Below are 25648 nucleotides of genomic sequence, written 5' to 3' on the forward strand. Positions count from 1 at the left end.
CCCCGAACGTTTCGCCGGTCTCCGCGTCCTTCTTCGGTCTTTAGCGCCAAGGCATCCACCTCGTACTCTGTGTAGCTTGTTCTCATTTCTCTCTACATCATGTCTCTGATTGGATATTTGCTTTGACTTGGTTGATCATTTGATGATCAAAAATCGATCCTCTGCTTCAACTCTGGCTGGCAATGATTCGCTCAGCAAAATTGAAGAAATGATATTTTTTAGTTGTTAGTGTGCTTTTTCGCTCCGCATCGCTTTCGTGCGGCGCTCACATAATATGCCACACCTGACGAGATTTGTCAACACCTTTTTTGCCAATTTTTGACAAATCGCAAAAGCCCAATGATATGTAAGAAAAAACAGACGATACGCGAGGCTATGCGTAAAGCCTGGGGGAGTCAGCTCCGCCAATCGTCAGAGCAATAAACTCAAACAAGTCATGACAAAACGGAGTATATGACGCTCTATCAGTCCATAACAGGAAAAAACACAGCCTGTCCCTGAGACAGACAGGGAATTATAAAACATAAAGAAATAGACAAATTCGCTCTATAATAATCGAGGTACTTGTAGAAATCAAAAAACCTTTACGTTTTGCAAATAAAAAGGCATGCCAAAAGGTACTGTATAATCATGAATTTTACCACTATCTTACATTTTCTGATTGTATAATTGTACTGTCTATTTATGATCATATGTATAAATGTATAAATTTAACAACGGAGTCGTTTCTCAACGACATTTCGTATCGCTTAATTTATAAGTGCTCCAAGGAGTGGGGCATTCTATTGTGACAAAGGAAAAGCGGTCTGTACCTCAAAATGACCACTTAATAAGTCGCTACGCGATAGAACCTGAATAGTTACAATATTATTTTTTTGGAAATGGTGTTTTTCATGAAAGAGATGATCTCTCCTCAGTCAACTGTGGGTCTTACCTCCGATCTGGCAGATGATCAAATTACAGCCAAACTTTCAGTCCCTACACGGAAAACCTTTGGTATCACAATACCTGATCGATGGAAGCCTCTCTGGGAAATAGTTCTACTATTTTCATTTTCACGGGCTTTATTTATTGTGCTTACCTATATTGGCGTAGTACTGGTGAGTCATCCAAATTACAGCGGAGCTGGCACCTCCCTCCATTTTCTTCTGGAGTCCTGGGATCACTGGGATGCAAATAATTATGTAAACATTGCGCAGCGGGGCTATCCAACAAAAAACGACTTTGCTTTTTTCCCTTTGTATCCTTTTGCAATACGTATAGTAGCAATAGTTGTAAGAAATTATGTGGTAAGCGGCATTTTGCTAAGCAATGCAGCCTTTTTGGGTGCCCTGATAGTCATTCACAAGTTAGTGCTTGGTGTCACAGGCGATACAAAAGTTGCTCAGCGGACAATCGTCTATTTAACTTTTTTCCCTACCGCATTTTTCTTATTTGCAGCCTACAACGAAGCTTTCTTTATTCTCTTTTCAGCTGGAATGTTTCTGGCGATGCAGCATCGACAGTGGTTACTGGCGGGTATCCTGGGAGCATTAGCTTCTGGAACACGTTCAGTTGGAATACTCTTAGTTCTTCCTTATCTGTGGGAGTGTTGGTCTGCATCTGATCAAAAACTCTTCGTCCTTTCGAAAGAAAGGTTTGTGCGCTTGCTTCCCATTTGCCTCATCCCCATTGGTCTCCTGGTTTTCTGCTTCTATTGCTGGCAGAAAACCGGAGATCCACTGGCATTTTCGACCGTACAGGCACATTGGGGTCGCACAACAATGTGGCCCTGGCAAGCTATCTGGTTAACACTATATGGCATTTTTCAAGTCCATTTCGGCTCGTTTTTGCAGGTCCATCTGCTTTTGGATCTTTCTGCAACACTAGCTTTTCTGCTTCTGACAATTCTTGGCTGGCGTTATCTACCTAAAAGTTACATCATTTGGAGTGCAAGCATTCTATTGCTCCTTCTATGTAATGCATCCATTTCTGGCGATATTCTGCAATCGAATCAGCGCATTGTACTTGAGAGCTTTCCAGGCTTCATCGTACTGGGTATAATAAGTAAAAAATATCCTCGTTTACACCAAATGCTCATTTTCCTTTTTCCATTTCTGCTATCAATCCTCTGTCTCTTGTTTTTAGAAAGACGTTGGATGGTTTAATTCAAATTTATCTATTTAATGATAGAAAGTTGTAGCTTATGATTACCTCTCAGGCGGTCACGAAACAGGCAGACACCAAACAAACACGCAGACAAAAAATGGATTTTTTCGATTACGTTATCATCTTACTGATGCTAGGACTGTTCTTCTGGAGCGCTTATGGACATATATTTCAACCAAATACCGACGCTGCCAGATACCAATGTTACACGGTGGCCTTCTGGCAAGGACTGCCCGCAGCTCAAAACTTACCAGCAGGACAATGTACTTTTCTGGCCAAACCAAGTGCTCAGTTGATGCCTATTTCACCTGCTGTGCTATTCCAAACCATGCAACGCTTAGGTTTACCTTCAGCACTCATCAATTTTGTACGTGGACAAGCTTCCCCACAACCTTTTCATCTGTTACCCTACGAATATCCAATGTTGACGCTAGTGCCTTTTTCGCTTTCATTACTTGTGCCACAGACCTGGTTCCAGGTGGCATTTGCTTGCTTGATGCTCGCTATTGTAGCAAGTCTCTATTATGTTCTTTTGCGTTGGAGGTCACGAACAGCCGCTGTTACCCTTGCCTGTTACCTGGTATTGGGCTGTTATGGAACAGTGGCTGGTCGTTTTGATATGATACCCGCCAGTTTAACCTTGATCAGTGTCATCTTTGCAGACCATAAACGTTGGAAATGGGCCTTTGTCCTATTGGCCCTGGCAGTCCTTTATAAATTTTATCCAGTGGTTTTGTTGTTACCATTTTTGATTGCCCAGCAGCAAGATACCCAACTCTCCTGGCGAGCCTGGAAACGTTGGCTTCCTCCGATACTATTTGTATTCGTCTGTGCGGTTGTGATGAGCATTTCACTTGCATTAAATGTTGAAGGAACGATCTCTCCGTTCAGTTACTTTGGTACGCGTCCGATACAGGTAGAATCTTTACCAGCGTCCATATTATGGATCGCTGATCATGTACTGGTCAAACCTATTCGATACGTCTATACATATGGCTCAATTAACATCTTAGGATCAGGAGCCAGCCTCATCTCTTCCATGTTCAGTGTCCTTGAATTGCTCGGCGTTCTTTTTACGCTCTGGCTCTTATGGCGTCGCAAACTGGATCTGGCAACCGCGTCTCTACTCATGCTTTTAGTCGTCATGGTTACAGGAAAAATATTCAGTCCCCAATACTTGATATGGATACTTCCTCTTATTGCCTACGTAGGCAATGGCAGGCGTAGCTGGTTTATAGTTTGGAGTGCCATCTGTCTGTTAACGACTTGCATTTATCCATTCATCTATAGCATGGCGAAAGGAAGCGTGAATGCTCCTAAAATCGCGCTGTTCTTTCCGACAACAACATTGCGCAATCTTTTATTCGCACTCTTTGTCATCAGTCTCTTTTACATCCATGCTCGCCGTCCAACAGCAGCGATTGCTGCATCCAATAGCGAACAACGAGCAGATCATTGGAACAGGCATCGGTAGGGAAAACGAGAACCTTGCCAATAAGCTTTTTTGTGGTTGAGGGTGAAAGAAGAGGAAGGGTCAGAGTATGCTTCTGTAGATTTGAAGTATTTGAAAAAATCAATGCTAGCGATAAAAGGACAGAAGCAGCAAATGCGCCAGTTCGTAGTTCTTGGGCTACAACAGAAGCCTTAACCAATGCAACGGTAGTGAAACGGTAACTTGACGTTTAAAGATTGTTATGCTAAAATTGTCGGAGTGTAGTATGGAGCCTGCCAATCCACCTGATAAAAATGTGGTGTGTGCAGTGTGACAAAGTAGTCGTGAAGAGGAACTATTAAGTAAACAATCTAAAATTTTTCTTCCAATTATTTAGGGAGGGAGAAATGCTGTCCACGTTCAGTTATGCAAACATCTTACACGCCGTCGGGCAAGTCCTTGATCAGATTGGTGTAAAGAGCATCGCGATCCATGAAGAAGAGGATGGCCTTTTTGTAGAAGGTTTTAATAGTGACGGCCAGCTACAGGTACAGATGCATTACGATATTGCCAGTCTGTACGAATTAGTAGATAGGGCAGATAATCAGACGGCGGAGGTTGCTTCGACACAGGTTACTGGAGTATTGAGCCGCTTCCTGTCTGAACATCACCGCGAGTTAGTCGGGGCGTCACTTTAATACGTTTAGGATGTATGCAGAGAAAGAACCGGGGAATCCTCCGGTTCTTCTAGCTTTGAATATGTGGGTAGGGGGAGTTGGCCACAATCTGTAATTCAGGACATGCGTTCTTCCTGGATATCCAAAACCCCATTGATACAAACCGCCGCTAGCGGACCGCATAGTATTCTCAACGAAGAAATATTTGGCACGAGGAGGTGTTCAACGAAGGTGAGCGAACGACAGTTATCCAATCCCTTGTATTCGCTGTCGTTTTAAGCAGGCGTCAAGGGAAGATACCCTGGCAAGAGTATTTTCCACGGGTGGAGATGCTTGTTACCGCAGGTTAAATCATGAATTCCATGTATAGCCCACCATTCCCCGCTCGATGAAGATACAGCGCGGCAACAGGGCAATTGATTTCTTCTACTTGATTAACTTGTATGAGCTCCATCACTTGTAACTCTTTTGTATCTCTTGTTCTTTCCCAACTACAGAATATACCATAGTAAGTACGCAAAGTAAAGCGCAGACCTCTCGACTTTAATCTTAAAGTATGATATGCTCATAGCTAAAGGATACACTGCTGGTAATCCGAGCACCTGAACAATCATAAATCTTGGCCTGCGCGGTTTCTCCCCATGAGAGGAGAAGGTTGTGCCCGAAGATATTGCTTTATTCATCGATTTTGAGAACATACGTTACAGTATGCTGAATATACAAAGGCGAGAGCCCGATCCACAGGAGCTTATTGCTGTCGCTCGTCGCTATGGCACTGTTATGGTCGCCCGCGCCTATGCGGATTGGTCCAGGCAACCAGAGCCATTTAAGGGCAGCCTGACAGCGGCGATGATCGATCGTGTCGATTGCCCCGCGAAGCAGAGGGATCGCATCCGTATGGGTACGGTTCACTATACTTCGAATACGACTCCCACTGGCTCTCTTGGCTCCTCAAACTATGCTGCTGAACAAGGAACAGGCGCTTTTCCCCGGCAGTGGCCCTCGAGCATCTCGAGTAATTCCGGTTCTCTCCCTGCGATACAACCAGGGATTCTGAATGGTGGTTGGCCAACTGAAACGGAATCATCACTTTCCTTGCACACAGACCTGGATGAGAATCTTCTCAATGAGGAGGAACAACCTTCTAATGAGCAGTATTCTCTCGCAGAGGATCCACAGCGCGAGCCCTATCGGCAACTCCCCTATGCGAATTCCTTTGGTCAATCCAGTCCGACTGGCCCTCTTGGGCAAAGTCATACTGGTCCCTTAGGATATTCCAACTCTGTTCAGCATACTGGTAATACTGGTCACATGCCTGCAATTAACCCTGGCAATAACACTATTGTCCAAAGCACGGTTGTGCAGAGTACAGTCGATCTGAATATGTTGATGGATATTATCGAAACCGTTTTTGATCGCCCGACCATCTCTACATTTGTTTTGATGACCGGCGATAAAGATTTTACTCGTATCAGTGCCCGTTTAAAGTTACGTTTGAACAAAACTGTTATTGTTGTTGGTATTCCAGGAACCGTCAGCCGAGATTTAATTAGTAGTGCGAATCAATTTGTGCCGCTGGTCCCAGGTGGTGTGAGCAGTATTACCGGACAACTTCCAATTGTCCAGATGTCGCCCAGTAACCCACTTGGCTCAAGTACTGGCTCGATGCCCGCCATAAACTTTGCAAATAGCGGATCTCCTTATCAGCAGTCTCCTTATGGCAACTCATCGATGGAGGTCCTTGATCCGCAGTTTTTGCAATTTCTAGATTATATAGACCGTAACTGGTCCTGGCGCACAATTATTGGGGTGTCTAATTTCATTGGTGATCCGGTTAATCCAAAAAATCGCTTCCGTGGACGCTTGACCCGCGAGTCCGCTCGTGAGTTACTGAATAACTGTGTGCAACAGAATATTCTTCTCGTCCAGACCGATGCAACGGGTGCCGAAGATCTCCGCTTGAATAGAGCGCATCCTGGTGTTGATGAAGTACTTAAACAATTTGTACGTTAAAATTACTTACGCTTACTCTACTATGCCTATTCTGTTCCAAATGAATTGATAAGAGAACGTGGGTCCCGGTGAAAATCTCTTCAGGAGACACCTTTCACCGGGCTCTTTGTTGTTTGTATACTATTATTACTATGGCTTGACCATCCTGCCTGTGACAATATCGCTCAAAAAAGAGGAATGTGGGGGAAAACCACAAATGAGGGAGAACGAAGGGCACGCACCTACGTTTTTCGTCATGATTCTCGGTATTGCCCTTCAAGGATGGTCGATAAATTAGAGTGGTTATGATGGGAGATCACGTAATGGATGAATCACGTGTTTCATTTTTAGAACAACTGATTACTAGCCCGAGCCCTTCAGGTTTCGAGCAACCTATCCAGCAGGTAGTGCGCGAAGAGATCAAAAAATATACGGATGAGGTGCGCACCGATGTCCATGGGAACGTCATAGCCGCCCTCCATCCCGAGGGTAGCCCTCGCGTTATGCTGACCGCACATAGTGATGAGCTGGGCTTTCTGATCCGCTATATCGATGAGCAAGGCTATCTTTATTTCGCCCCGATCGGTGGTTTCGATCCTTCGACACTTCCGGGCAATCGTGTCAATATACAAACACCGAATGGCCCTATCCTGGGCGTGATTGGCCGACCAGCTGTCCATACACTGGGCGCAGAAGAGCGTGGGAAGAGTCCTAAATTGGCTGATCTGTGGATCGATATTGGCGCGGCTGACCAGGAAGAGGCGAAAAAATTGGTTCCCCTGGGTAGCGTGGCAACCCGAGCCGCTCAATTAGAACATTTACAGGGCGATGTTGTAGTTTCACGCGCCCTGGATGATAAGGCCAGCCTGTTTGCGATTACGGAGACGATGCGCCGTTTGCATGAGAAACGTGAACAGGTAAAGGCTGGCGTGTTCTTTGTCTCTGCTGTACAGGAAGAGGTAGGTTCCCGCGGTGCTCGTACAGCGGCCTTTAGTGTCGATCCTTTAATCGCAGTCGCGGTGGATGTTACCTTCACCTCTGACCATCCGGGTACATCGAAAAAGGATCTGGGCGAAATCAAGTTAAATGGCGGTCCGGTACTCTCTATCGGTGGCAATATCAACCCTCGTATGTATCAACTGCTCGTCAAGGCAGCTGAGGAAGCGGGCATTGCCTGGCAGATCGATCCTCAAGCGGCCAGCACATCTACTGACACAGATGTTATTCAAGTGGTACGCGGTGGCGTCGCAACAGCATTGGTGAGCATTCCTTGCCGCTATCTGCATACTGGCTCTGAAGTAGCATCCCTGAAAGATATAGATGAAACTGCCGAGCTACTAGCCCGCTTTGTGCTAGCATTAGATCAGAATACCAACGTTATTCCTTAACCTGGAGTGCCGGTTAGAAAATCACGCAGCTTTCTGAAGATCGGCTTGAAGCGGCGGAGAACGAGCCAGAACATGCAGATTATGGACGACGGCACAGCGGCGTAAGGTATTAGAAAACTGCCTGTTGCGGCGCCTCCACGCTGTTTCCAGAACCGATCAGTGGTCAGTTCCTCACCAATTGCTTTCGGAGCCAGATGTAGCCATCTTCCAACGTTGGCGGTAAGGATTGAATCTGTTGTGCGTGTCCTCCTGGTTCTGCTCCGACCACGTGATAGAGCGTCCCGTCTTTGTGTGGCAGCGCGGCGATCACACTCAGTTCCTCGGGTAGAACGTCGTCTGAGGGAGCGAGAAATTGCCAGGTGTGACCAGTAGCGGACTCGATGAGCTGGCGCGTGAGGCCATCGAAGATCAATCGACCCTGATCGAGCACCGCCAGGCGCTCGCAGGTTTGGCTGATATCCTCCACCACGTGGGTTGAGAGGATAACGATACGATCCTCTGCCAGGCGGGCTAACAGGGTGCGCAGGCGAATCCGCTCTTCGGGGTCAAGTCCGGCTGTTGGCTCGTCGATAACTAACACCTGGGGATCGCCCAGCAGCGCCTGCGCGATGCCCAGACGACGTTTCATCCCACCTGAATAGGTTTTGATCTTCCGGCCAGCCACCCCGTTCAGGCTGACCACATCGAGCAGCGCGGCGATCTGCTGGCGGCGCGCGTCGCGGTCGTACAGCCGCTTGAGCAGGCCCATATAGTCGAGGAACTCGCGCCCGGAGAGATCCGGGTAGAGGCCCAACTCCTGGGGCAGGTAGCCCAGGTGGGCGCGCACGGCCTTGCGCTGCCGGATCTGGCTCAGATCAGCGGCTCCAATCATCACACGCCCGCTAGTGGGGCGCAGCAGGGTCGCCAGGATGCGCAGCAGGGTCGTTTTTCCGGCCCCGTTGGGACCCAGCAAGCCGAACATCCCATGCCCAATCTGGAGATCTATTCCCTTTAAAGCCTCGTGAGAACCATACCATTTAGTGACCTGTTCAATTGTAATTTCCATGCCATTTTCGCTTTCTCGTGTAGATCGTCATGAACGCGCATCGTCCAGCAAGCGCTCTTCGCACCTCAGCCACCACCAGCTGCAGATAGCCAGCACCAGGGCAATCAAGAGCAGGGACAGACGGTTCGTCCACCAGTCTGACGCCCCAGCATTCCACGAGGTATACGGAAGAAAAAAGGGATGCACCCCTGCGATGGGGAGCAGGTAGCCGTGGAAGAAATGCGCGCCAGCTAAAGGTAGGGCAGCAATGAGTGTGCCAAGGGCGGCGTTGCCCGTGGTGAGTGCGCTGAACAAGCCAAGTGCGCCCATGAGCAGCACTGGCGCCAGCCAGAATAGCAGGAGCGCAAGTAGACTCTGCTGGCTGGCATAGTTGATCCCGCTGGCCAGCGACCAGCCCAGGTAGGCGGCGGAACTGACCAGCAGGAGCACAAAGGTCAGCGCGGCGCGCCAGCTCACGACATGATACACCCCCGAACGTGTCGCCATAGTCACTTCCAACGAGGGATCGCCGACTACGAGCGAGCTGGCCTGCATTCCCGCGCAGAGTCCAGTCGTGGACTCCAGCACAAAGCGAGCCAGGTCGAGCGCGAGGTTCTCTCCTTGCGCACCCCCTAGGTGCAGTTGCAGCCAGGTCAGCAGTCCTGCAGCCAAGAAACCGAACAGCGTGAGCACAGAGAGCCACCAGTTGAGCAGACGCAGATGATAGCCAAGCAGCAAAGCGGCCTCGCGCAAGGGCAGGTGGTGTGAACTCGCGACCGGTGCGTAGCGCAGTGCTGAGTTTTTCCCCAAGAGGTGTCTCTCACGCGTTTGCATACGACGCGCCCTCCTCGCGATGACGCCGAAATGCCAGACATCCATACGTCAGGCAGAGCGCGACCAGGCCAGTCAGGGTCAGGACCATGATATTGAGCAGAGCTAGCGGCAGAGAGGTCGTAAAGTGTGGATTGGTTGTGGGCAGAGCTGGTACAAGAGGAAAGAAAACCGGATAGACATAGATGCCGTTCGGATTAAAAATGCTCCACATGAGCACGTTCCAGCCCGGAGCGAGGTTGAACAAGAACCAGAGCAGCGAAAAGCCGACCTGGACCACGCGCAGGGGCAGGCAGCTCGCTAGCCAGAAGGTCAGACCAATGGCGGCGAGCGACGTAGGGACATAGACGAGCACAAACGCCAAGAGAAACTTCTGGAGCAACACCAGAGGCCAGCCCAGGAGAAGGGTCATGAGCGCGCAGAGCAGGTAGCCCAGCAGCACCGGCACGAACACTGCCAGATAATTACCCAGAAACTTGCCCAGGACGTAACCCACACACCCCTGCGGCGCGGCGCGCTGGAGTTCAACCATGCCCAGATGCTGATCTCGTCCCAGGCGATCAACGACCAGCAGGGCCGCCACCAGGCCAGAGAACATCACTCCATAGCTCGTGGTGCCATAGATGAGGGCATTGTTGAAATCCTCGGGGGTAAAGTGCAGCTGTATATAGAGCGAGGTGGGAGGCAGATGGTGAAAGTACAGCGCGACCTGCACGGTCAGTAAGAGCAGCAGGCCGGTCGTAACGCCAAAGGCCACCCAGAGCCCCCAGCGCCTCCACTGCATGGCAAGCTCGGCTCGCGTGATGGCCCAGACCTGGCCACCAGCCGCAAGCGAGCCGCGCGAAGGCTCAACGCGAGGAAGTACGATCATTGAACAACATCCTCCTTTTTGCTAAAAATGATGATCCCTACAAGAATTGCCAGGGCCGTAATCTCCACCAGAGACACCGCCCGAAACAGCATGTTCATCCTGAAAAACGCTCCTTTCTTTCGAGGAGAAGGAATGCCAACACCATAGTCAGAATGGCGAGAGCAAAGAGCAGCGGCCCTTGGTGCCAGAAGTGTTCATATTGCTGAAGCCCTGGCGTCGGCCAGAACGGCTGGGGTCCTCCCATCAGAAAGGTCTGCACGCCAGGCAAGAGGCGTAGTCCCCAGAGCAGTATGCAGACCACAAGAGCAGTACTGGTGTTGACCAGAATGCTCAGCAGCAGGGCAATGGCACTGAGACAGCAGAGCGGTGCCAGCCAGTTTGCCAGAAACCAGGCCGGGGTGACAATGCCCTGCACAGCCAGGAACGGCAGCACCAGGCCGCAGTTCAGCAGCAGGTTGTACCCGAAGACCAGACAACAACGCACGCCCAGCACCAGGCGTGGTGAGGTGGGCGTGACCAATGTCATTTCGCGCGCGGGATCGACCTCCCGACCGTAGAGAAAGGCCATACCGAACGCGGTACACAGAGCAGTCAGGAGAGCCGCTGTGCCTGGTGAATGCTGCCACGGGGGCAGATACACCGTCAGGCTGATCAATGGCACAATGACCAGAGGCATCCAGAAAAGTTCGCGACGAATCAGGCGTGCTTGCGCCCGGAAATGCTCTGCGCACACCAAAAGCGCGAGTCCGCACGCTTGCAACAGGCGAGGCAAGTGGAGCCAGGGCGCAAGCTGGTGCGGCAGATCGAGTTGCTGTTCGATCTGCAAGAACAGATCGGCTCGCGGCGCAGGCGTGTGCACACTCACGGTTTGCAGAGCCTGACGGAGTTCCATCCAGTTCTGGACCTCTGCCTGGCAGAAGGCGCATCCAACCAGGTGAGCGTGGACCTTTGCTTGTTCCTCCACCGGGAGCGTGTGGTTGACAAACCATTCCAACTGGTCCACAGGACAATCGGAACGAGAAACAAGGTGTTTATGATGCTGCGTCATACGTCTATGTCTCCCATCCATTGCGAAACAAGGCTGCCTTCAGGGCGTGCCGGGCGTAGCTCAAGCGGCTCTTCACCGTGCCCACAGGAATACCAACAATCGCGGCAATCTCTTTGCACGCAAAATCCTGGAAGAAGGCCAGTTCCAGCACCTCACGATGTTCGGGGGTCAAACAGGCCAGAGCGAGGCTCACCTCCTCGTGGGTTGTCCGGCGTAACAGATCGGCTTCAGGTGTGGCCTGCTCGTCCACCAGATCCATGACCACCTCCAGTTCAAGACAGGTGGCGCTCCCATCCCGGCGCAGCGCCTTGAACGCCTGATGATGCGCGATGCCGAAAATCCAGCCCGAAGCCCGGGCAGTTCCTCGAAAGGTGTGGGCTTTCTGCCAGATAATCACCATCACCTCTTGCAAGAGATCTTCCGCCAACTCTTTGTGTCCGACCAGGTGAAAGAGATAGCGAAAGAGCGGACGCTGAAAACGCGCATACATCTCAGCCAGAGCTTCACGATCTCTGTTTGCTACTCGCAGCAGTAAGAGATAGTCGGAGGATTCTTGATACACGTCTCTGCTGACCCTCTCACATATATATTTGGCAAATCCGCTCTGAATCAACGCACTTGGCCTCCTCATACAGTATGTACCCGAAAAGAGAGAAATGGTTCAAACTGAAGAGAAATCAGAGGGCCAAAAGTCTGGGGAGCATAGGAAACGGCCTGGGAAGAGGCGCGCGAAGAGGTGTGCGGCTACCGCGTCGCAAGCGTTCTCAACGAGAGGATAAGCGGAGAACTGAGCCAGAAACAGAAGAAGCCGCAAACGGTTCCTGATCGAGATCTCTGGAGGAATGGCTTTCTTCTGTTTGAGCTATCTGTGAGAAGTGAGAGCGTGGATGCAGTGACACCTATGATTGCTTGCTCCCATGCTCACAAATTCAGGTTCTGTATTTTCTGACCAGCGCTCTAGATAGAGCAAAGTAAAAAGAGGCTCGCGACCCTGAAATTCAGGATCGCGGCCTCTTTTTACTGAGACAGTGTTTGATTCCCATGCTCTTCGCCATCCTGGTGCATGAGTTTTCGCACCTGCGGTGCTCAAAACTGTTTTTAGTGTGTGGTGCAGAAAAGGTGCATAGCACCTTTTCTGCACCACACACTAAAAAGGGCGCAGGCGCGCAGGCGCCTGCCAGCAAGTGAGCAGCAAGATCCCGATGAGAGTGGGAATCAAACACTTTGTGAGAGACATTTCTCGTTTCGCATGAGATATGTTCACTCGGACCCAGAAGCCTACATAGGTGGCATCTGTTGTGGATACTCGGCCCTGGGCTGGTTATATTGCGATGGCTCTTGCGGTTCCTGCTCTTGCGGAACGCGATACGGATCGGCATTCTCAGGTGCGGCACCAAAAGATGATACCTGATATCCTTCCTGGTACGATTGATATGGCGCTCGCTCAGGCGTTGGCATGGGTTGATAGTACGGCTGCTGCATATCCCTCTGTCCTTCACGAGGCTGCTGATATGAAGCTTGCCCGGTAGGCTGGTACGGAGAGAATGGCGCTTGCTGATTACCAACCCAGGACTGCGAGTAGAGACGACGCGCAAACCAGATTACCGCTAATGCAATGAGTCCAATAAAAATGACATGGCCCCAGAATTGGGTAGGAAACACCCAGAAGAAAGCAAACAGTATCCACGGAAATCCGTAAAATCCTCTATGATATCGACGATGTCTTGGCCGATCATTAAACCAAAACATGGTAATCCTCCTCGTGTCAGTTTGTCCGACGCAATGCTTATGTCTATGCTACTTATTACTAATCGCTATATCCACTATATACAATATAACATTTAATATTTTCTATGTCAAGAGAAACTATTTAAGAGGACTTTTTGATTTATTCAAGCAATAACAAAAAAAAGCGCTATAAGTACTGAAGAAAGCCAATAAGAATAGCAACGACGCCTGATCGCGCTGAATAAATAGTAACTTAAATACTACCCTTGTAAACGCAGCAAGGCCAACAAAATAAAATGCGCACCGACCCTTTTAGTACGCTAAATAAAATACAGGTATGTAAGATCACGAAGAGAGTTTGAAGGAGTAAGAATGAAGGTTTTTGTGCTGGATTATATCTCTGCAAGAAGAATGAGTCTGATTGGAGGGGTTTGTTGGTTTCTCAGGTGATGGCTGGAGTGCAGGGATTCGAACCCCGATTACCTGATTCAAAGTCAGATGTCCTACCATTGGACGACACTCCAATATGCTTTACTTCCCTTATAATAGCTCTTTCTTTGCTGGTTGTCAATACACTTACTCAGCAAATTTTACGAGCTTCAAAAATTCCCTATGGGGTGAGCGGAAGTGGGATTGCAAAGGGAGGCCAGCCTATTGCCGGAGTTTGAAGTGTCCCCAAAAGCTTCCTCTTCTTTTGCCCGCCCCAGGCAGCGAAAGGGAAGCATGGGAAACAACATAAAAAAGGGAGAGAATAGGGCGCGGACCCTTTTCTCCCCATCATCTCAATAACCAGAGATGACACCATATGAGCGAGCTAAGCTTAATGGTTTACACATCAGGGAAAACCCCAACGTTTACTTTTCTTACTATCATTTATAACACAAGCAAGTGCACAAGAATATAGTTTTGTAGTCATTGTCAGAATTTCTTTATCTTTTTTTAATGTGGTCGATTATAACACAACATTAATATATCCAATTGAATGCTATCTATTGCCGAAGCATATATTCCATTGAATTCCTATGAACACCTTAAAATGAAATCATGTCTGTAACACAAAATTGTCCTGTAAGATTGCTAAAAATCCTGACACTGCTTTTATGCAAAAAGATTAAAACCGCCATCGGCGGCAGGAGGATTGCGGTTTCTCCTGCTTGAGAACGCTGTCCCCTTGCTTTTTAACTGGTCGATGACAGCCCACTAAATATATTAGCGAATGGGAGGGCCTTGCTGAATGAAGGCACGTATTTCTTGCAAGGAACCGCGCTCCCAGGTGATGTTTTCAATCCACCAGTTTGTTCCAACCTCTTCATATGCGGAGACCAGAGCGGCATCATAGCCGCGATCCTTGCCCTCTAGTTGTCCCCATTGCACAGTCGCATATGGCTGTGCCTGACGCTCCTCACTTTGCTGGGAGCGTACATAGCGGAAACATTCTCCAACTTGCTCGGGAGTCATTTGCTGCGTAAAGCTCAAAGCTTTGCCAATTGGAACTACGCCATCCCAGCGGGCAGCGCGACGCATCGGCTTCTTATTCGGCCAGACCCCTCCAACCCAGATAGGGACATGTGGTAGTTGTACCGGACGTGGCAAATGGCGCACATTATCCAATTGATAATACTGGCCCTCGTATGAAATATGCTCACCGCTCCAAAGCAATGTCAGGATCTCCAGTGCTTCATCCAGGCGCTCACCATAGGTTTTGCTATCGGCGGCCTCATGATAATTGACATATTCAATACCACCACCAGAACCCACTCCCAGAATAATGCGCCCATTTGAAAGATGATCCAGCGTCGCCACCTCACGCGCCAGTTTCCAGGGCCGCCGACGGGTGACCGGAGTTACCATCGTCCCTAATTTGATCTGCTGTGTCCGCATCGCCATTGCCGCCAGCATAACCCAGGGATCGCCTACTTCATCCCCCCATTTATCGCCAATATGATCCCATAAAAAGAAACCATCCCAACCTGCCTCTTCAGCCTCATGCGCAACCTGTGTTACCAGATGTATATCAGCATAATCGCCATGGCAATTAGGAATTGCAATACCAAATTTCATTCATTGTCTCCGTGCTTCTATTTTGGTCTCTATTATACGACAGTTTTAAGCTACTTTCAGCCACGATCACCCACCGACACATTCACAGCTTCATCACAACACACGGATAGCCATTCTGAAAACACTATCTCATCAAGACGGAAGCCAACCATGACTACTTTAATAGTTTTAGCAAAGTGTAGTCTATATATATGCACACAGATGATGTAAGTATTTATGGCATCGGGAATGAAAGCTTGCTGGATACTTCGATCATTGAGAATATGAAATAAAGCGTCAAGATTCCGCTCTACGCGTAACGATAGAATAGATGTTCGGCCAGAAGATAGTGAAGGAGTCAAGACGGTATGAAAATTGCGCAGATCGCTCCCCCCTGGGTTTCACTTCCTCCACAAGCCCATGGAGGAACCGAGAATGTTATTTATCAACTTGTTGAAGAGTTAGTCGAGCTTGGACATGAGGTAACAGTATTTGCCCCCGCCGATGCCCATACTGCGGCGAAACAGGTCTCCTTTATTCCAAAATCATTGCTCACTGAGGGCGTTCCCTGGCAGGCGAATTTAAAAGCCTATTACCATTTACATAAGTCATTAGAATATGTTGCTGAACATGATTTTGATGTCGTTCATACTCATCTCTCTTCGAGTAGCGATATGTACATCTTCCCACTGGCAACCATGTTGACGACGCCCCATGTGACAACGCTGCATGCCTATTTCCCATTTGATCGTACGACGGATAACTGGATTGGCGATGCGGATCACTATTTCATGGAATGGGCGAACCATGTCTCATTGGTTGCAATCAGTGAAAATGCTCGTCGACGCGTCTCTCATACAACAGGTTTTGTCGGTACTGTGCACAATGGTCTACGCCTCGATCAGTACACGCCAACGGCTCCTTCCGCAGGGGATTACTTTGTCTGGTTGGGACATTTTACGTATGAAAACGGGGCTCATCTGGCGATTGAGGCAGCGAAGTGTGCCGGGGTACCACTCCTCCTCGCGGGCGTGAAAGAGCAATATAACCGAGACGCAATGGAATATTATCGCCATCTCGTTAAACCATCTATTGACGGTGTGCAAATTCGCACGGTAAGACTAGCTTCGACGCGGGATAGGATCAACCTGCTCCGTCAGGCACGCGGATTATTGCATCCCATACAGTGGGATGAGCCATTTGGAATGGCTTTGATTGAAGCGATGGCAACTGGTTGTCCAGTCATCTCCCTGGCACGTGGAGCTGCGCCAGAGCTGATTGATCATGGACATAGTGGATTCCTCGCGCACAATCTCCATGAAATGATCGCGTATATCAAACACATCGATGAAATCCAACGTGAAGATGTACGAGACCATGCTGAACAGTATTTTTCATCCCGCATCATGGCAGAAAAGTATCTGCACATCTATACCAATGAGATTGCAGCACGGAATTTTTCTGCACGTGAAGCTTCACATATCTCAACCCAACCATTGCATCCCATCAATACTCACAATATGCTCTCTGTTTAACAATGGCACTGGCGGTCAACATTATAGCGACCCGGAACAGCTTCACCAAAGAGTATTCAGTGAGGCTGTTCCAGATAGACAAACCTGCTACCGCATGGCACACACTATCAGGCCAGTTTGATTTGCCACCCTGTCTCCTTTTCCAACTCAGTCAATAGATGCATATCAATATTATTTTGCCCATTGGACTGCTTGAAATGCACCAATAAAATATGGCGCATCACATCGACCAATTGGCGTTGCACCACACCATGCTGAGCCAGTCGGGCCTGGACAAACGCCTGCGCATCATGCTCCAGCATAGGCTCTCGCTCTGCGCGCACGTTTTCATTATGCCTTTCTTGTACACCTTCCTGAGCCTGCGATGCGATATAAAAGGCATGTTGGCCGGAAAAATCCAGCAACAAGTTCCAACCAGTCTCTCTGGTAAAACACCGCTGGATTGTTTGGAGCTCATCTGCATCCAGGCTACCAGTACAAGTTAGCCGCAAAGTAAGCTGCTCATGTAAGACGGCCTTTTTCCCGATAATGGTGACATGCGGGGGGAGTAAATGCAATACCGCTTCAACCAATGCCTTTTGATGCACATCTTTATCGATATCAATATTCCAACCTATCTCCTGAGACAGGTGCTCAATTTCCGCACCATAGCGGATGCGTGCCAGTTCAGGAAAATAGAAATGCAACCAGAGGACCAGACGCCGATCATCGACTCCAATCTGATAGAAATCAGGAGCTGATCCAAACGCTTCTACAACACGAAGCATGGCCTGCATCCTAGATACTGCCGGAGCTTTCACCTGTAGAACTTCTTCTAGCGTTGGCTCAACGGAAGATCCACGCAATTCCAAACTCCAACCCGTTTCCTCCAGGAATTTCTGCTGTACCTCCACAACAGCATCCGGGGATATGCTCCCGACACATACAATCCCAACCTTGCGTTTATCTTGATAGATAGAAGGAGTGTCAATACAAGATATCCCTTCAGGCAAGATATACTCCAAAACCTCCTTCAGCGCAGGTGGATAAATGATTAAATGCAAACGGACATTCCAACCAGTGACCTCAGTAATCGATGCCAGCTGGGCTGCGTAGCGCTCTTTAGCAATATCGGGAAAAGTAAAACGGGGCACCAGCGTTCGTGTATCAGCCTCCACCTTCACCCGTAGATAGCCAGGCAATAGCTTCAAGAGATCTTGTGCATAATGTAATGCATCTTCCATCCGATAGGGTTTCTCGGACGTGTGAGCGCCGCCTGCACGAGGATATTGATAATTGCCGGGATAATTATTGGCCGGGATCGACACTGTCGTCGAGCCATAAATCAAAGAGAGCATCCAACCAGTTGTAACCTGGAACTCAGTACGAGCATCATTGATATCCTCTTGCGAATCATGACCATCATAAATGAGGCGGACCACCTTTTGCTGAGAAAGTACCTCTGGAATACCCACACAGACCAAACCATCAGGCAAAGATCTTTTGGCAACCTCGATCAAGGCATCACGTGAAGCCACTGGCACCAGTTTGACAGACCAACCTGTGGTATCTGCAATTTCCTGCCAGAGCGCTGCATACCGCCCACGCGCAATATCTGGAAAGAGAAATGAGAGGATCAAGCTATGCTCATCTTCATTGGACTCGACCTGCATAAAGCCAGGCAAATTATTCAAGCGCTGCTCAGCTACACTTACCGCATCCTCAACACCGGACAGTTTAGGGAGTACAGGTTCCGCAACCGTTTCGGGCTGTGCCTGTGGAACAGCCATGGCCCCGATAGTGATACCAGTAAAGGTTAAATGCCAGCCGGTTAATTCGCGGAAACGAGCCTGTGCTTCTTTCAGCGCCTGAGGAGTTGTTTGTCCGGTCGCCTCAAAATGAATATATTTCGTTTCCTGGTAGACCGAAGGATGGCTCTGGATGGTTGAACCCTCAGGTAAAACCTGACACGCCACCTCCGCAAGCGCATCCTGATGTGCGTATGGAGAGATAGCAATGGTGACGTCGGCCTCCTCAGCCGCCTCGCTTAAAGCCTGCTGATATTTTTTTCTGGCGATATCAGGGAAATGGAACGAGAGAATAACATCTCCACTCTCCGCATCAAAACGCCGCCGATAGAGATCTGGAGGATTACCAATATGCTGCTCAATGATCTGTAAAATGGCTCGACGATCAATCTGCACGCCTGATGACTCATTCTCGTTGCGTTTTACTACCTCTTGCCAGTTCGGGGCCAGCGTATACAACGTCTGTCCCTCTTCATATAATGGCATTTGCTGAACATAAAAGAGGGAGGAAGAACGTTGTACCAGATCCGCTACAGCTAAACGATCAGCCAACGCGTTCGCAGAGACACCTGCCAGTTCACAGAGATCACTTAAGCTATAGGTCGCATTCTCCTGGCAAAGGTTGGCGAGTTTATGCACAGACAACGAACGGCGCAATATCCTCGCCTGACGATTGAGTTCCAGAAGATAAGAAGAGACCTGGCGTTCCTCTAAATGCTCAGGGAGTGGTCCCAACACATCCAGGATTGCTGAATAGGCATAACGAATACGATCCGAAACACCGGGTGCAAATTGCACACGCACAGAGGCTGTTGGCAATAATCCACGGCATAATGCGGGCATCGGGCTCCCACCAAAAGCGACCTGTACAAAGAGCACCTGTCCAATAAGATCACTGAAGAGCTCAGAAGAGATGCTTTTTCCACGTACATAAAACGCTTCTTCCAGCGCTCGATGCGGCATGAAATAGCGCGAACGTGGATCTTGTTTTAACACATCCAGAATACGAGCAATCGTCCCCTCATCAGCATGGCCCTCCCAGATAAAGGCCAGTTCACGTGCTGTGACAATGCGCAATGTCGGAACCTGAGAGACCGCCTGCCAGAGTTTTTCGACATGTTCAGGTGCAAATATGGTGCCCTTTCCCACGCCACTCGTCAATTCAGAGAGAGGAATGACCTTCTGTTGTGTTACCGCAGAATGGATCACGTGGCCGCCAGTAATTGTAAACGCAGAGGCATTATCCGGCAACAATACCTGTGTATCTGTCAGGCGAGCACGCAAAGCTCCACGAGACTCATCATCCCCATGCACCAGGGCAACGTGCTGGGGCTGAAGCGCGGCAGCATAACTTGCCAATTCTCCAGCATCCGCGTGAGCGGACAGGCTATATTTTCCTACCTGACAATGAATAGGGACGGTCACACCATCCAATTCAAGGCTCTCCTGACGATGTTCAGCTATATCGAGTAAGCGCTTACCCGGTGACTCTTCATCTTGATAGCTGGTAATCAGGATTGAGGCCAGTGGATTCGCGACCAGACGCGCTGCATACCAGACACTCGGACCACCCGTCAGCATACCGGAACTAGAAATGATACATGCTGGCTCGCCTGCCAGAATACGCTCACGGTCATGCTCATCCTTAACATAGGTAATGCGTCGACCAGCAAAAGGATAATAGCCCTTGCGAATCTGGCGCATCAAACGAGGTGTCAGGGCCTCTGGCAAGAGATGATACGTGGAACAAACACGGCGCACCAGACCATCAACATAGATAGGGAACTCTGGAATTAAGCCGCGCTGCTGGGCATCAACCAGTAGCAGTAAGACTTCTTGTCCACGGCCCAGGCCAAAACAAGGAATTAAGACTGGCCCACCACGCTCAATTCCTTCAGCTACCGCCTGCGCCAGACGTTGCTCTTCCGCCTGTCGATTGGCATGCAAACGCGAACCATAGGTCGCCTCTAATACTAATAAATCGGGCTTCTCGAGCGGTGGTGGTTGTGCACCGGCCACGGTACGCTGATCCGTCACACTGATATCCCCGGACACGACCAGTGAGCCATCAGGCGCGACAAAGCCAAAACTGACTGCACCAGCGATATGTCCTGCCAGACTGGCAATTACCGTGAGATCTGGTAACTCAGGAATGAGGACTGCTTCGCCAATGGGCAAAGGGCGCACCTGGTTTAACATTCGCTCAACCAGATCATTTGGATAAAGGGGAAGTTCCATCTCTTCCACAGCACGACGCTGCATGATGCGCTGGGCATCAGCCAGCATCACTTCCATCAATAATCCCGTAGCACGAGAGGCAAAGATCGGTGCCGTGGGATACGCCTGATGCAACAGGGGAAGAGAACCGATATGATCGGCATGTGCATGTGTTACAAAAATCGCGCGCACATCTTTACCCTCAAGCAAGGCAAAATCAGGCAAAGGATCGGCACTCCGATCAACACGCACACCAGCATCAATCACGATCCATTGATTGGCGATTTGAACTGCAAGACAACTGGCGCCAACTTCACTGGTGCCACCAACAAATAATACGTGCATAGACAGTCCTTCGTCATACAATGATGATGTAACAGATAAGTACACCACCAACCTAAGCAATCTTTCTATGTACAACTTTTACATACACTGCTTGCTAGAGAGGCACTCTTGCAAACACATATGCGAGTATTTCATGGATATAACACCCTTCATTCTCTGTAGATAAAGACAATGCACCAGTAAAACTAAGGTCTCTACACCGCTGTGGCGACTTTCTCGCGGCACTGTCACAGGAAAGAATGGCGAAGCAACTTTGCAAAATCGATTTCTCTACAATAGACAACCTCTTATTCACTAGAATTGGGGTGAAATAAAATGGGACAGAAAACAATTTCTCTGTTATTATTCTAACTCATAGATTGATACTTTTACAATCTTTTTAATCATAGGAAGTTACTATAAACCTCATACTGCTAATATTTGCAATCCACCCCATACCCGACACATAAATACTCGAAGGATACGTAGCAGCCACCCTTTACGAGTGAATCCCTATGCACACCTCGCTCTACCGCTGTTATGATATGGCTACAAAGCGTGACGGGCGCGATCTCGCCACGAGGCACGGTTTTCGCTCGTCTCCACCCATAAAGGGGTGGCGGCTACGGCTACTTGAGTTTAACTATAGCGGAGTGCTTCGGCCGGGGCGACGCGACCTGCTTGCCATGCCGGAAGGAGGGCTCCAAGAAAGGAGGCGAGCAAAGAGATGGCGACAATTAATGCCAATTGTGACCAGGGAATGCTAAAGGCGAGTCCAGTCTGGTATTGCTCAAAAAAGTTAGCCGCGAAAATATTCCGCGCCAGAATCATGCCCAGCAGCACTCCCAGGATGCTCCCTGAAGCCCCGACGAGAAATGATTCAAGCAGAAATGATAATTGAATCAATGTGCGCGAACTGCCCATAGCCCTGAGCATTCCTATCTGCTGTCGGCGCTCAATCACCGCTCGCGTGCCCGTCAGCGTTAAGGCAGCCACACCCAGGAGTAATGTTAAACCAACCACGGCTAACAGGACATCACTGAGGAGAATACGGGGTCCACGAACCTGCCAGATCACATCTTCCAGTACCGTCGTCTCCAGTCCATTGTCCAAATAGGCTGAACCCAATGCCAGTGAGAGTTGCCGTGCATCCTGACCACGAGCGACTTTAAAATAATAACTCTCCGACTGAGTGGATGGAGGATTACTCGGAAGTACCCCCACGCTTGAGGCGCTATAGGCGGCCCGTGAAATATACAAACCAAAGTGGGCTGCATCACTGTTATCAACAACCCCTATTACGGTTAATTTCGTAGCGGAACGTCCCTGAATACCGATCACCCACAGGGGAACAGCGGGAAATGATGTGTTGTGCTGCGTAATGCCGTCCATCGAAAAGAGATACTGTGGATCAATATTGGGAGGCAGCGCGGGTGCCCGGGTTGTTGAAGTGGTGGGATCATAGACTGCTGAACTATTGGCATCAGATGGCAAGGCACTGCTATCAATCAAAGCATAGTTGGGATGCTTTTGCAGGGCACGATAGACATCCGCATCGCTGGCAAAGCCATCTGCACGTGCCGTAAGATGTGTGCCATATCCCTCAAGGAAACCACCGCTGACAATCTGAGCCGGATACACTGACCAGCGCGGGGAGGGAGCTTCCGGTTGTAGGACCCCGACTGCGGTGGTCTGACGTACACCAATTGCAGTAAAGTCATGAGGATTAATCCCATGCTCAGACAAGGAATTCTGTAAATCAGGCACAGTTTTAAAATAAGCGGTGGCCTGAATGTCATAGCCTCCCGTCTGGGTAGCAATATTGACATAAGAATTTTGCATCGCGTTTGTGATAATTGCCATGGTCGTCATGGCAAATACCACCAGTCCAAACATCACCACGCTTAATCCAGTACGAAAGCGGCGTTGTAAGGGATAGGCCAGAGCCAGATGCAACACGACATAGATACCAGCCATGCGTGCACAAAGGGACAGCAATGGGGCCATCAATACACGAGCATTAGCCATACACGCCCAGACAGTTCCCAGGATCATCATAAATCCAGCGACAAAAAAGACTTCAATGCCACTCTGAAAACGAGGTAAACCCAACGATCTCAGAATATCAAATGGTAAAGCCCAGTACGCCATCAACGCCAGACCAACCACAGCAGCAAAAAGACCATCAATAAGGCTCGACCAGCGATAGAAGTTATCAGCTTGCGGTTCGGCATGAGTATGGAGCCACCGTAATGTCAGGCCCCGCAACAAGATCGCTTTTAGCAGTAATGCTCCACCGAATACACAGAGGGACAATCCCAATGAAAAGGGGATGATCTGAAAAGTGAGCAAACCCAGACGGAGCAGAAGCATACCGATCAGACAGGGGATAATACCTGCGGTCATCAAAGTAACCAGAATACTGAATAGCACGGCTGGCAAATGCTCAAAAAGGATTCTGCGTCCACACCGCCAGTTTGGTCGTCCAGGACGCAAACACAGCCATAATTGTTGCAGCAATTGACTGATACGCTGGCCCTGTTCACGCAACGAAAACCGAACCGGGGTCGGCTCTGGCAAATCCCTGATCGCCTCAATTACCGTCATGCGACTCACCAACCAGGCTGAAAGCGCAATTGATCCAAAAGTAAAAATCAATCCCAGGCAGTCGGCCAGTGCGAGGCTATGGATTTGCCAGTTAAACTTGAGTGGAAAATTAAAACGAGCGAGTACAGGACCAAGGAAATAGATTAAGACAGCCCCCAGGCCAAATCCTGTCAATAACCCGATGAAGGATGCAAGCAGATCATAAACACAACCTTCAAAAAGATACGTTATTATCAAATGGTGCCGCTGTACCCCGATAGCACGCGCAATGCCCATCTCAGTGCGCCGTTCCGCCGCTAACAGGACAAAGATCAAAAAGATCAACAACAAACCAATTGCCAATGCAAACAAGGCAAAGAGCGAGAAGATCCTCGAAAAAATCTCTTGCGCTTGCTGGGAATTTTGCACGCCCTGCTGCTTTACCTGAATAACATGAACATCAGCAGGAAGCCAGGCATTCAATTGATCCTCTACCTGACGGGACAGAGATATACCATTCACGCCACCACCGCCACGATTAGCAATCATAATTTGATTGATACGCCCGGCGTCATGCTCAATCGTCTGAAAAGAATGCAGATTACTGATCAAGGTGGGCTGATCACCCACAATATTGGTATTGCTAACAATGGCCCGCACCGTCATCGTGTAGCGCCGTCCCGGCCAACTTGCCGCATAGAGATATAAACGATCTCTAACGTGAGCATTTAATAAGGTGGCACAGGTTTGATTGAGATAGACGCTATTATCCGCCAGGGCAGAAATGGGACGTTGCCGCTGAGTAGAGAGATCAGTCAGGCCACCAAAACCTCTTTCACTGCCAGGTAAGACAGCCAGCACCCCAACATTTGAGCGCACCTGACGCGATGTCTGATCAGCAATCAACAAATTGCTCTCTTTCAGATCCGCTCCAACCGCCGCGATTGCTGTGACATGTTGAGCGCGCTGCTGCACATCATGATAAACAGCTTCTGGATAGGTGCCCAGCGCTCCATGTCCTCCCTCGATCAGTTCATCAATATTTCCCCAATTATAGACTGCGACGCTCTGGACAGTGGATGTCATGACATCGCCCGCCGCAGACACGCTGGATAAGAGCGTCGTGGAAAGCATCAATGCGAACACAATCAAACTCATCTGTGCTCGCCGGCGTGTCACATTGCGCACGCCAATACGAAAAAAGATGAGATTGCCTGCTATTAGCAAGAACATACTGACGACGATGACACCTGTCATCACCAGGAGCACAGAAGTCAGAAGTTCAATTGGAATACCAAAAAATTGTGTCATGCTTTATCTATCTGCAAGCTATGATAAAAGATAGCAGCTACCTGGGCATATCCACGCTCATTGGGATGAAAACCATCATCGCTAATATACTCTGGATGACCCGCCAGGCTCTGCCATTGCTGATAGAGATCCACCAGTCTGATATGCTTCTGCTGGACTGCGCTGGCGATAGCCGCATTATAAGCTAGAATTGTAGAGCGTAGCGCCTGCACATCACTCTGTTGATAGCGTGGCAACAAGGTAAGATCTGGTACATTCGCTACGGCGATCTGCGCCTGTGGATCAGCCACACGCAAACGTTGCAGCAACGATGTCAAATCCTGACGATAACTCGTCACGGGCACCTGATCGACCAGATCATTAACGGCTAACCAGACCGTAATCAGATTCGCATGGGTATCCAATGCCACAGGTAACTCGATAGTCAGCACATCATGGGTGGTGATACCGGGGACCCCCAGATTAATCAAACGTGCGTCTGACCCCAATTTATGGAGCAGATCCGCAGGCCAGCACTGTGTCGCGGGATCATCGGCCCCGGTCCCAAAGGTATCCGAGGCACCAATGGCTACATACGTGATATGTGTATGAGGAGCAGTTTGCAGAGGGATTGACAGCAAAGGAGCAGTGATGGGGGCGCAAGCCGTTAGCAAGAGAATAGCGCTACATAAACAAAAAAAACTGTTGAATAAAGAGCACTTCATCGCAA

Annotated in this window: 16 protein-coding genes and 1 tRNA gene; 6 read left to right on the forward strand and 11 right to left on the reverse strand. The window is 49.3% G+C overall.

From position 1 onward, the window contains the following. Positions 1–1073 precede the first annotated feature (1073 nt). The 5 genes from F1593_RS12930 to F1593_RS12950 all read left to right on the forward strand — a co-directional run bounded on the left by F1593_RS12930 (position 1074) and on the right by F1593_RS12950 (position 7637). Complete coding sequence (locus F1593_RS12930; RefSeq protein WP_216368861.1) at positions 1074–2147, forward strand: mannosyltransferase family protein; 1074 nt, start codon at positions 1074–1076, stop codon at positions 2145–2147. 38 nt (positions 2148–2185) lie between these two features. Next, positions 2186–3622, forward strand: a complete 1437-nt coding sequence (locus tag F1593_RS12935; RefSeq protein WP_149401986.1) for a glycosyltransferase family protein — start codon at positions 2186–2188, stop codon at positions 3620–3622. 365 nt (positions 3623–3987) lie between these two features. Continuing rightward, positions 3988–4278: a hypothetical protein gene (locus F1593_RS12940; protein WP_149401987.1), complete on the forward strand. Its 291-nt coding sequence runs from the start codon at positions 3988–3990 to the stop codon at positions 4276–4278. Between the two features lie 636 nt (positions 4279–4914). Next, positions 4915–6270, forward strand: a complete 1356-nt coding sequence (locus tag F1593_RS12945) for an NYN domain-containing protein (RefSeq protein ID WP_149401988.1) — start codon at positions 4915–4917, stop codon at positions 6268–6270. Between the two features lie 302 nt (positions 6271–6572). Then, the gene (locus F1593_RS12950; protein WP_172632089.1) at positions 6573–7637 is read left to right on the forward strand and encodes a M42 family metallopeptidase; all 1065 of its coding nucleotides are present in this window, start codon (positions 6573–6575) and stop codon (positions 7635–7637) included. Between the two features lie 163 nt (positions 7638–7800). Here F1593_RS12950 and F1593_RS12955 read toward each other — a convergent pair whose 3' ends face one another. The 8 genes from F1593_RS12955 to F1593_RS12990 form a co-directional block, all read right to left on the reverse strand. Continuing rightward, on the reverse strand, positions 7801–8682 hold the full coding sequence (locus tag F1593_RS12955) for an ABC transporter ATP-binding protein (protein WP_149401990.1): 882 nt from the start codon (positions 8680–8682) through the stop codon (positions 7801–7803). A gap of 27 nt (positions 8683–8709) precedes the next feature. Further along, positions 8710–9168, reverse strand: coding sequence for a hypothetical protein (locus F1593_RS12960; RefSeq protein WP_172632090.1), 459 nt, complete (start codon positions 9166–9168; stop codon positions 8710–8712). A 313-nt stretch (positions 9169–9481) separates the two neighbouring features. Continuing rightward, positions 9482–10363 carry an ABC transporter permease gene (locus F1593_RS12965; protein WP_149401992.1) on the reverse strand — a complete coding sequence of 294 codons (882 nt, stop codon included), beginning with the start codon at positions 10361–10363 and terminating at the stop codon, positions 9482–9484. A 94-nt stretch (positions 10364–10457) separates the two neighbouring features. After that, positions 10458–11411: an anti-sigma factor family protein gene (locus tag F1593_RS12970; RefSeq protein ID WP_149401993.1), complete on the reverse strand. Its 954-nt coding sequence runs from the start codon at positions 11409–11411 to the stop codon at positions 10458–10460. A gap of 4 nt (positions 11412–11415) precedes the next feature. After that, positions 11416–11973: an RNA polymerase sigma factor gene (locus F1593_RS12975; RefSeq protein WP_172632091.1), complete on the reverse strand. Its 558-nt coding sequence runs from the start codon at positions 11971–11973 to the stop codon at positions 11416–11418. Positions 11974–12689: 716 nt separating this feature from the next. After that, entirely contained in the window at positions 12690–13160 is a 471-nt protein-coding gene (locus F1593_RS12980) for a hypothetical protein (protein WP_149401995.1), read from the reverse strand. Between the two features lie 429 nt (positions 13161–13589). Next, positions 13590–13663: transfer RNA gene (locus F1593_RS12985), tRNA-Gln, on the reverse strand. A 685-nt stretch (positions 13664–14348) separates the two neighbouring features. Further along, entirely contained in the window at positions 14349–15200 is an 852-nt protein-coding gene (locus F1593_RS12990; protein WP_149401996.1) for an LLM class flavin-dependent oxidoreductase, read from the reverse strand. 347 nt (positions 15201–15547) lie between these two features. Here F1593_RS12990 and F1593_RS12995 point away from each other — a divergent pair, with 347 nt between their 5' ends. Continuing rightward, positions 15548–16714 carry a glycosyltransferase family 4 protein gene (locus F1593_RS12995; RefSeq protein ID WP_149401997.1) on the forward strand — a complete coding sequence of 389 codons (1167 nt, stop codon included), beginning with the start codon at positions 15548–15550 and terminating at the stop codon, positions 16712–16714. 107 nt (positions 16715–16821) lie between these two features. On the opposite strand, the gene F1593_RS13000 is transcribed toward F1593_RS12995, so the two are convergent. The 3 genes from F1593_RS13000 to F1593_RS13010 form a co-directional block, all read right to left on the reverse strand. Next, on the reverse strand, positions 16822–21063 hold the full coding sequence (locus F1593_RS13000; RefSeq protein WP_149401998.1) for an MBL fold metallo-hydrolase: 4242 nt from the start codon (positions 21061–21063) through the stop codon (positions 16822–16824). A 618-nt stretch (positions 21064–21681) separates the two neighbouring features. Next, entirely contained in the window at positions 21682–24939 is a 3258-nt protein-coding gene (locus F1593_RS13005; RefSeq protein WP_149401999.1) for an ABC transporter permease, read from the reverse strand. Then, positions 24936–25592 carry an SGNH/GDSL hydrolase family protein gene (locus tag F1593_RS13010; RefSeq protein WP_172632092.1) on the reverse strand — a complete coding sequence of 219 codons (657 nt, stop codon included), beginning with the start codon at positions 25590–25592 and terminating at the stop codon, positions 24936–24938. The genes F1593_RS13005 and F1593_RS13010 overlap by 4 nt, the downstream gene beginning before the upstream one ends. Between the last annotated feature and the right edge of the window lie 56 nt (positions 25593–25648).

It is taken from the genome of Dictyobacter arantiisoli (assembly GCF_008326305.1).
In the GTDB taxonomy this organism is placed as follows: Bacteria; Chloroflexota; Ktedonobacteria; order Ktedonobacterales; family Ktedonobacteraceae; genus Dictyobacter; species Dictyobacter arantiisoli.